This is a genomic window from Streptomyces sp. NPDC058964, assembly GCF_042741275.1.
GTDB lineage: Bacteria > Actinomycetota > Actinomycetes > Streptomycetales > Streptomycetaceae > Streptomyces.
Map to the genome: position 1 here is coordinate 11,321 of NZ_JBHYKH010000111.1, position 9,274 is coordinate 20,594.

6 protein-coding genes and 2 pseudogenes are annotated in these 9,274 nt (G+C 72.7%); 6 read left to right on the forward strand and 2 right to left on the reverse strand.

What is annotated here, in order from left to right:
• A pseudogene (locus tag ACFW2E_RS16410) lies at nucleotides 1–302 on the forward strand (arylsulfatase); the annotation flags it as partial.
• Between the two features lie 273 nt (nucleotides 303–575).
• Here the strand turns inward: ACFW2E_RS16410 and gndA are convergent.
• Nucleotides 576–2,018 (reverse strand): NADP-dependent phosphogluconate dehydrogenase, encoded by a 1,443-nt coding sequence (gene gndA / locus ACFW2E_RS16415; RefSeq protein ID WP_384466905.1) that lies wholly within the window; start codon nucleotides 2,016–2,018, stop codon nucleotides 576–578.
• Between the two features lie 396 nt (nucleotides 2,019–2,414).
• Here gndA and ACFW2E_RS16420 point away from each other — a divergent pair, with 396 nt between their 5' ends.
• A complete protein-coding gene (locus tag ACFW2E_RS16420) occupies nucleotides 2,415–3,590 on the forward strand; it encodes a transglycosylase family protein (protein WP_384466906.1) in 1,176 nt (391 codons plus the stop codon).
• Here the strand turns inward: ACFW2E_RS16420 and ACFW2E_RS16425 are convergent.
• A complete protein-coding gene (locus tag ACFW2E_RS16425; RefSeq protein WP_384466908.1) occupies nucleotides 3,580–4,845 on the reverse strand; it encodes a DMT family transporter in 1,266 nt (421 codons plus the stop codon). The genes ACFW2E_RS16420 and ACFW2E_RS16425 overlap by 11 nt on opposite strands.
• 228 nt (nucleotides 4,846–5,073) lie before the next feature.
• Between ACFW2E_RS16425 and ACFW2E_RS16430 the strand changes: the two genes are divergently transcribed.
• The 4 genes and pseudogenes from ACFW2E_RS16430 to ACFW2E_RS16445 all read left to right on the forward strand — a co-directional run.
• The gene (locus ACFW2E_RS16430; protein ID WP_384466914.1) at nucleotides 5,074–5,823 is read left to right on the forward strand and encodes a (2Fe-2S)-binding protein; all 750 of its coding nucleotides are present in this window, start codon (nucleotides 5,074–5,076) and stop codon (nucleotides 5,821–5,823) included.
• Between the two features lie 38 nt (nucleotides 5,824–5,861).
• Nucleotides 5,862–7,013, forward strand: a complete 1,152-nt coding sequence (gene glgA / locus ACFW2E_RS16435; protein ID WP_384466910.1) for a glycogen synthase — start codon at nucleotides 5,862–5,864, stop codon at nucleotides 7,011–7,013.
• Between the two features lie 52 nt (nucleotides 7,014–7,065).
• A complete protein-coding gene (gene glgC, locus ACFW2E_RS16440; RefSeq protein ID WP_384466912.1) occupies nucleotides 7,066–8,325 on the forward strand; it encodes a glucose-1-phosphate adenylyltransferase in 1,260 nt (419 codons plus the stop codon).
• A 132-nt stretch (nucleotides 8,326–8,457) separates the two neighbouring features.
• Nucleotides 8,458–9,237: pseudogene (locus ACFW2E_RS16445) on the forward strand (glycoside hydrolase family 92 protein); the annotation flags it as partial.
• Nucleotides 9,238–9,274 lie beyond the last annotated feature (37 nt).

A 9,274-nucleotide genomic window follows, 5' to 3' on the forward strand; every position in this document is an offset into this window, starting at 1 on the left:
CGGGCCCGCCGGCGGCGCTGGTCGCGGCGGCGCCCCGGGGGGCGGGCCGCGACGTCACGGTCCGCACCCTGCTCGTCGAGGACGCCTGGGCCCGCTTCGAGGCCGGGGACGCCGAGGGTTACGTACGCCGGGTGGCGGCCGCCGCCGACGCGGTGACCGGCGGGGACGTGATCGTCCTGGCCCAGGCTTCGATGGCACCGGTCCAGCGGTTGACGTCGGTTCTGCTTCCGGTGCTGTCGAGCCCGCGGCCGGGTCTGGCGGCGGGCGCCGCGGTGGTGGCCGGGGTGTGCCCGCGCTCCTGAACGCCGGTCGCCGGGCGAGGCCGTCCGGCGGACGTCGAGGGGGGAGGTGCGCCGGGCGCCGCCGGCGCAGTGACCGGCGGGGGCGCGATCGCCCGACGCCGAAGCGGTGGCCAAGACGTACTCCGGGCTCGTCCTGACCGCCTTCCCCCGGCGAGGCCACCCGGACCCTCGGAATGACGCCGACGGGCGAGTGCCGGAGCGGGTGCCGGGTACGTGGGGGAGTAGTCCAGAGGCGATGTCGAGCGACTGGCCGGAGGACACCATGACGAATCCCTATCCGGACCCCGTCCAGCCCGGGCCCATGCCCGGTCCGGAGCCCCGGCACCCGGAGCCGCCCCCCAACCCGGTCCCGGCCCCCGAGCCGGCCCCCAGCCCGGTCCCGGAGCCGCCCCCCAACCCGGTCCCGGCCCCCGAGCCGTCTCCGGCTCCCCAGCCGCCGCCTCCGGAGCCGCCTCCCGGCCCGCACCCGAGCCCGCCCCCGGAGCCGTCCCCGTCACCGATCCCCCCGGGACCGGAGCCGGTGCCGAACCCGGAGCCCGGCCCGCCGCTCGGCAGGTCGGGCCGGGCGTCGTACGCGGCGCGGATGCGGTCCAGGAAGGCGGCCCGGATGATGCAGCCGCCGCGCCAGATCGAGGAGACCGCGCCGAGGTCGATGGTCCAGTCGTACTCGTCGCTGCCCGCGGCGATCTCGTGGAAGCCCTGGGTGTACGACACGATCTTCGAGGCGTACAGCGCCTGCTCGACCCGGTCGGCGAAGGCCGCCGCCTCCGACTCGGACAGCGGGGACGGCTTCGGGCCGGAAAGGTCTCGCGAGGCCTCGCGCAGCGCCGCGTGGCCGGACAGGGAACGGGCGAACACGGCCTCCGCGATGCCGGAGACCGGCACACCGAGGTCGAGGGCGATCTGGACGGTCCAGCGGCCCGTGCCCTTCTGCTCGGCCTGGTCCACCACGACGTCGACGAAGGGCTTGCCGGTCGTCGCGTCCACGTGCGACAGCACCTCGGCGGTGATCTCGATCAGGTAGGAGTCGAGACGGCCCTGGTTCCAGGTGCGGAAGATGTCGGCGATCTGCGCGGGCGAGTACCCCGCGACATCGCGCAGCAGCTGGTACGCCTCACCGATCAGCTGCATGTCGGCGTACTCGATGCCGTTGTGCACCATCTTCACGAAGTGACCGGCCCCGTCCGGGCCGACGTGCGTGACGCACGGCGCGCCGTCCGCGGCCTTCGCGGAGATCTTCTCCAGCATCGGGCCCAGCGAGTCGTACGACTCCTTGGGGCCGCCCGGCATGATGCTCGGGCCGTGCAGCGCGCCCTCCTCGCCGCCGGACACGCCCATGCCGACGAAGTGGATGCCCTGCTCGCGCAGTGCCTTCTCACGGCGACGGGTGTCGGCGAAGTGCGCGTTGCCGCCGTCGATGATCATGTCGCCGGGCTCCAGGAGCGGCGCGAACTCCTCGATCACCGCGTCCGTCGGGCCGCCGGCCTTGACCATGATGACCAGCCTGCGCGGCCGCTCCAGCGCCGCCACGAACTCCTTGGCGGTCTCGGCCGCGATGAAGTCCCCCTCGTGCCCGAACTCCTCCACCAGCGCGTGCGTCCGGGCCGACGTCCGGTTGTGGACGGCGACCGTGTAACCGTTGCGCGCGAAGTTCCGGGCGAGGTTGCGGCCCATGACCGCGAGACCCGTGACGCCGATCTGCGCTGAAGTGCTCATACCGCCTGCTCCTCAAAGATCCGGTGGATCCGTTGGATCCTGCACAGTGGATGCTGCAAAACAAGAAAGGTGGTGCCAGTGGTGCCGGTCGTGCTCGTCGGTTCGCCTGTCGCTGCTCGTCTGTCGCTCGTCTGTCGCTCGTCAGTCGTTCGTCAGTCGCTCGTCAGTATTGCCCTTCGACCATCCTGACGTGCCGGTACGGCACACGCACATCCGACCCGCCAGGCTTGATTACGCACGGAAGGCGCCCAGTGCCTCAGCGCCCGTTCGGCCGTTCCGGCCAACGAGGGCCGATTCCTGGCCACTTGTGGTGACCGGCGGCTGATTGCCGTCTTGTCATGGCCTGTTCGCCGCCCTTACTTTTGCCCCTCCTGACGCATGTCGAGGGGGCTCTCCATGGCCGTACGCGGCCGGCACCGCCGGTACCAGCCGAACAGGATCAACCGCGCCTCACTGACCGTCACGGCGGGCGGCGCCGGCATGGCGATCCCGCTCGTGGCCGCCGGCACCGCCGACGCGGCCGACGCGGCAACCTGGAACAAGGTCGCCGCGTGCGAGTCCAGCGGCAACTGGAGCATCAACACCGGCAACGGCTACTACGGCGGGCTCCAGTTCACCCAGTCCACCTGGGAGGCCTACGGCGGCGCGAGGTACGCCCCGCGCGCGGACCTGGCCACCAGGGACCAGCAGATAGCGGTCGGCGAGAAGGTACTGGACGGACAGGGCCCCCACGCCTGGCCGGTGTGCTCGGTGCGGGCCGGACTCACCCGGGACGGTTCCGCCCCCGGCGTCCACCCGGAGAGCGCCTCGACCCGGCCGGAGAAGAGCGCGAAGACCTCGGTGCGCGACGTGCAGCCGCAGAGCACACCCCAGTCCCGCGCGGGCAGGGCGGAGATGTACACGGTCGTGCACGGCGACACGCTGTCCGGAATCGCCGACGACCAGCACGTCCAGGGCGGCTGGCACCGGCTCTACGCCGCCAACCGCACCACGATCGGCTCCGATCCCGACCTGATCCTGCCGGGGCAGCGGCTGAACCTGCGCGGCAGGGCCGCGCCGCACACCGGCACGCACACCACGCCCGGGCCGTCGGCCAAGAAGGCCTCCCCGCAGACGAAGCCGGCGAAGCAGACCTCCGGGGGCACCCGCACCACGTCCACGAGCCGCCACTCCCTGGTCGCCCCCGTCAACGCCGCCATGGGCACGCCGTACCACCAGGCGGGCCCCCACTGGTCGACGGGCTACCACACCGGCGTCGACTTCCCCGTGCCCACCGGCACCTCCGTGAAGGCGGTCGCCGCCGGGCACGTGGTCTCGGCCGGCTGGGGCGGTTCCTTCGGCTACCAGGTGGTCATCCGGCACGCCGACGGCCGGTACACGCAGTACGCCCATCTGTCGGCGATCTCGGTGAGGGCCGGACAGACGGTCTCGGGCGGGCAGCGCATCGGCCGTTCGGGCTCCACCGGAAACACCACGGGTCCGCATCTGCACTTCGAGGTGCGGACCGGACCCGGTTTCGGTTCGGACATCGACCCGGTCACCTATCTCCGGGCCGGCGGCGTCAGGATTTGACCCGGACCCGGTGCCGGCCCACGTCGGGCAGCGGCACGTAGAGGCCCGTGTAGAAGGGGCTGAAGGTGGGCGGCAGGGTGTAGGGGTCCGACGGCTCAGCGCCGCCCTCCTCGCGGCCGTCCGCGCGCGCCCGGTCCGGAGCGGCCGGCAGGAGGACGCCGGCCGGGACGGTGTCCTCCAGGATCTCCTCCAGAGCCGCCTCGTCCAGGACCGTGTCGCGCAGTTCCTCGAGGTCCTCCAGCTCTTCGAGAGCCGTCGCGGCCCGCTGCTGGGGCAGGACGGCGAGCGGTGTTCCGGCGGGCACCGGCTCCGCGGCCGCCTCGGCCACCGGCTCGGCGAGAGCGAGTGCGGCAGCGGGGGCAGCGGCGGACCCGGTCTCCGGCAGCGGGGCCGTACCCGCCTCGGGCAGCCGCTCCGCCGTGCGCGGGTCCTCCAGCCGCTCCGTCGTCAGCAGGATCAGCCCGCCCGCGGCCACCACACCGCAGCTCAGGGCGAGCGCGGTGCCCGTGGTGCCGTAGCGGAAGGTCTCACCGAACATCGTGATGCCGACCGCGGCCGCCAGCACCGGGTTCACCACGGTCAGCGTGGCCAGCGGCGCCGCGAGGCCGCCGCCGCGGTACGAGGCCTGCGACAGCAGCACGCCGGCCACCGCGAACACCCCGATCACGGCCAGGGACGGGACGTCTCCGAGGGAGACCCCTCCGGTCCAGTCGACCGCCACGGTCTTGGTGAACACGGACGACATGCCGAAGGCTGTGCCGGAGGCGGTGGCGAGCAGCACGCTGCGCACCGCCGGGTGCCGGTGTGCCGCACGGCCCGCGATCATCAGCGCCACGACCGCGCCACCGGTCACCAGGGCCACGGCCACACGCTGCGCCGCGGCGAGCGAGTGCGCGTCGGCCGCGCCGACCAGGGACAGCAGGCCCGCCAGGCCGACCGTCGCCATGACCGCACCCCGCCATGCGGTCGCCCCGGCCCGGCGGCCGACGAAGAGGGCCGCCATGGGCAGCGCGAACACGATGGTGAGGGCGCCCAGCGGCTGCACCAGGCTGAGGGGGCCGCAGGCGAGCGCCACCACGTGCAGCAGTCCGCCGAGCCCGTTCAGTCCCACCGCCGCCCACCAGCCCGCGCGGCGCAGCGGTGCGTACTGCCCGTGCGGGGAGGACAGCGCGACCTGCTCCTGCACGATCGCGCCCCCCGCGTACGCGACGGCGGACACGAACGACAGCAGCACGGACAGCGCGAGGGCGCTCATGGGCTGATCCTCTGGGTGAGGCCGGGGCCCTGGGCCCGGTTCGGCGAACGGTCGGCTTCCATGGCCAACACTCTGCCCGCTCCGGTTCTTCCCGTCGTCGTACCTGAGCAGGCAATGGGTCCTACTGCCGATGGAGTACACCAGACCCCCGGTCATCCCCAAGGTGGGCGACACAGGGTGGAGACCCTCGGGGTCGAGCTACTGCCGCCCCTGGTACTACTGCTGTTCGTGGACCTCGACCCCGATCTCGCCGCGCTGCGCCCCCTCGGCGGCTTCTTCGTCCTGCGCACGGCGGGAGCGGTGCGGGAGACGACGACGGGACGGCCGCCGACCCTCGCGCAGACCTACGCGTGCGCGGAGCCGGACGCGCGCGGGAACGCGCTGACTGTCCGCGTCCGGACGGTCGGGCAGCGCCTGCGTACCCGGGAGCCGCGGGTGGCGGCGTCGATCGCCCACCAGGCGCTCGCGGCCCGCCTGTGGTCGACGGCCCTCGGCTGCGCGGCCGTGTACGGCCGTCTGCCCGACCTGGATCCCGGCCTGCTGCGCTGGGACCCGGACGCCGTCGCCCCCGACGACCTGTGGCTGACCGAGGTGCGCCCGCTGCCCGGGGACGCGGCCACGCTCGCGGACGCCGTGCTGCGGGGCCATCTGGAGCCCCTGGGGGAAGCCCTGAGGGCCCGCCACGGTGTCGCGGCCGGTCTGCTGTGGGGCAACGCGGGCTCGGCGCTGGCCGCAGCCGCACGCGAGCTGGACCGCTGGGCGCGGGGCAGCGGCCGTACGGACGTCGCGGAGCGGGCCCGCGCCCTCACCACCGAGCTGTTCGACCAGCCCCTCCTAGGCGCCACGGGCACCCGCACCGGCACTTCCTTCCGGCGCCGCAGCTGCTGCCTCTACTACCGGGTGCCCGGAGGCGGGGTCTGTGGCGACTGCTGCTTCGCGCGGCCGCCGTGCTCTTCCCCGCGCGCCGCATCTGGGTGACCATGAGGGGACCGGCCGCTGAGACCAGGGGGTTGCGGGTGCGAGTGGGACTGCTGAGCCGGGAGTACCCTCCGGACGTGTACGGCGGCGCGGGCGTCCATGTCGAGTTCCTGGCACGGGAGTTGAGGCCGCTGGTCGACCTCGAGGTGCACTGCTGGGGAGAGGGCCGCGCCGTGGGCGTCGTACGCCACCGTCCCTGGTCCGCCCTGGACACCGCCAACGACGCGCTGCGCACCTTCTCCGTGGACCTCGCCATGGCCGGAGCGCTCGAAGGCCGTGAACTCGTCCACTCCCACACCTGGTACGCCAACCTCGCCGGCCACTTCGCCAAGCTCCTGTACGGCGTCCCGCACGTGATGACGGCCCACTCGCTGGAGCCGCTGCGCCCCTGGAAGGCCGAGCAACTCGGCGGCGGATACGCACTGTCCGGCTGGGCCGAGCGGACCGCGATCGAGGCCGCCGACGGGGTGATCGCCGTGTCGGGCGCGATGCGCGAGGACATCCTCGGCTGCTACCCGGCGCTCGACCCGGCGAAGGTGCACGTCGTGCACAACGGCATAGACACCACCCTGTACCGGCCGGACCACCGCACCGACGTCCTCGCCCGCGCCGGCCTGGACCCGGACCGCCCCTATGTCCTGTTCGTGGGCCGTATCACCCGTCAGAAGGGCGTCCCCCATCTGCTGCGCGCCGTACGGGACATCGACCCGGCCGCGCAGGTCGTGCTCTGCGCCGGCGCGCCCGACACACCCGAGATCGACCGGGAGTTCCGCGAGCTGTTCCAGGAGCTGAGCCGGGTCCGCGAGGGTGTGCGCTGGATCCCGCAGATGCTGCCGCGCGCGGACGTCATCCAGCTCCTCACGCACGCCTCCGTGTTCGTCTGCCCCTCGGTGTACGAGCCCCTCGGCATCGTCAACCTGGAGGCGATGGCCTGCGGCACGGCCGTGGTGGCCTCCCGGGTCGGCGGGATCCCCGAGGTCGTCGAGGACGGTGTGACGGGCCTGCTGGTCGCCGTGGACGAGGACTTCGAGGCCGGCCTCGCGCGGGCCCTGGACTCGGTCCTTGGCGACCCGGGGACGGCCCGCCGGATGGGGGAGGCCGGACGGGAGCGCGCGGTGGGCGAGTTCGGCTGGGACGCGGTGGCCCGGCGCACGGTCCTGCTGTACGAGGAGATCCTCAAGCAGGCTTAGTCCGCCGTGCCCGGGGGCAGGCTTGGGTCAACCAGGGTGAGGGGGAGCGGCCATGAGTCGATGGGGGTACCCCCTGGTCGAGCGAAGCCGAGACCTCGGGGGAGGACCTTCAGTTCTCGGAATCGTGCTGGCGGGCGGCGAGGGCAAGCGGCTGATGCCCCTGACCGCGGACCGGGCCAAACCCGCGGTCACCTTCGGCGGCACCTACCGCCTCGTCGACTTCGTGCTCTCCAACCTCGTCAACGCGGACATCCTGCGCATCTGCGTGCTGACCCAGTACAAGTCGCACTCGCTGGACCGGCACATCACCACCACCTGGCGGATGTCCAGCCTGCTCGGGAACTACATCACCCCGGTCCCGGCACAGCAGCGGCTCGGCCCGCGCTGGTACCTGGGCAGTGCGGACGCCATCCTGCAGTCGCTCAACCTCGTCCACGACGAACAGCCCGACTACGTCGCGGTGTTCGGTGCCGACCACGTCTACCGCATGGACCCGCGGCAGATGCTCGGACAGCACATCGAGAGCGGCGCGGGCGTGACGGTCGCCGGAATCCGCGTGCCGCGTTCCGAGTCCTCCTCCTTCGGCGTCATCACCCCGGGTTCCGACGGGCAGAGCGTCGAGCGCTTCCTGGAGAAGCCCGCCGACCCGCCGGGCCTGGCGGACGACCCCGAGCGCGTCTACGCGTCGATGGGCAACTACATCTTCACCACCAAGGCCCTGATCGAGGCGCTGCAACGGGACGCCGAGGACGACCGGTCCATGCACGACATGGGCGGTTCGATCCTGCCGCAGCTGACCGGCCGGGGCGAGGCCCAGCTGTACGACTTCGGCGACAACCACGTGCCGGGTGAGACCACCCGCGACCAGGGCTACTGGCGGGACGTCGGCACGCTCGACGCCTACTACGACGCCCACATGGACCTGATCGCCGAACGTCCCGAGTTCAACCTGTTCAACCGCAGCTGGCCCGTCTACACCCACTCCAACCAGCTCTCGCCCGCGCGCTTCAACGCGGGCGGCATCGCGAGCGAGTCCATCATCAGCTCCGGCTGCCTGATCCGCGGGCAGGTCACCCGGTCCGTCCTGTCGCCCGGAGTGGTGGTCGATCCGGGCGCCGTCGTCCAGGGGGCGGTCCTGCACGACAACGTGCGCATCGGCCGGGGCGCGGTGGTGCGCGGTGCCGTCCTCGACAAGAACGTCGAGGTGCCGCCCGGCGCGACCATCGGCGTCAACCCGGACCGGGACGGCGAGTTGTACACGGTCTCGCAGGGCGGGGTGATCGCGCTGGGGAAGGGGCAGCGCGTCTCGTAGTTCTCGTACGCCTGTTTGGCCGCCACCGTTTCGGGTGCGACGCGTTCATGCAATTCACCCGGGAGGCCCGGTTTTTGAGTCTCCGGCCCTCACGATGCAGACAGCGATGTCGACCATCGGAGGCCAACCGACATGAGACGGACCCGGCGCTCGCGGCTGTGCCTGGCCGGGGTGATGACAGCGTCCGCGCTGCTCGCCGCCCCCGCCGCACGGGCCGCCGAGCCGACCGGCGGTCACCTGACCGACCTGGTCAACCCGTTCATCGGGACCCAGAACGAGGGCAACACCTTTCCCGGCGCGGCCGTGCCCTTCGGCATGGTGCAACTCTCGCCGGACACCGGGCACAGCACCGGCTACGACTACTCCCAGAAGCGCGTCCGCGGCTTCTCCCTGGTCCACCTCTCGGGCGTCGGCTGCCGCATCGGCGGCGACCTGCCCGTCCTGCCGACCACCGGGGACGTGACGCGGACGGACGACGCGGTGTACGCGGCCCGGTTCCGTCACGGGGACGAGACGGCGAGCCCCGGCTACTACCGCGTGGGCCTGGACTCCGGCATCGGCGCCGAACTCACGGCGACCGCGCGCACCGGAGTCCAGCGCTACACCTTCCCCGCCACCGACAAGGCCAACGTCCTGCTCAACGCGGGCCAGTCGCTGCACAAGAAGGTCGCCACCGAGGTCGAGGTCCTCGACGACCGGACCGTGCGCACCGCCATCACGGGTCACGGCTTCTGCCGGGACACCCTGCCGTACACCGTCTACACGATCACCCGCTTCGACCGGCCCTTCACCGCGTACGGCACCTGGGACGGCAGTGCTGTCAGGCCCGGCTCGCGCCGCGGCCGGGACGGCGCCTACGTCCGCTTCGACACGAGGCGGGACCGCACGGTCACGGCGACCTCCCCCCAGTCCATATTCTAAGAGCGGGGGGAGGCGGTCAAACACCGCG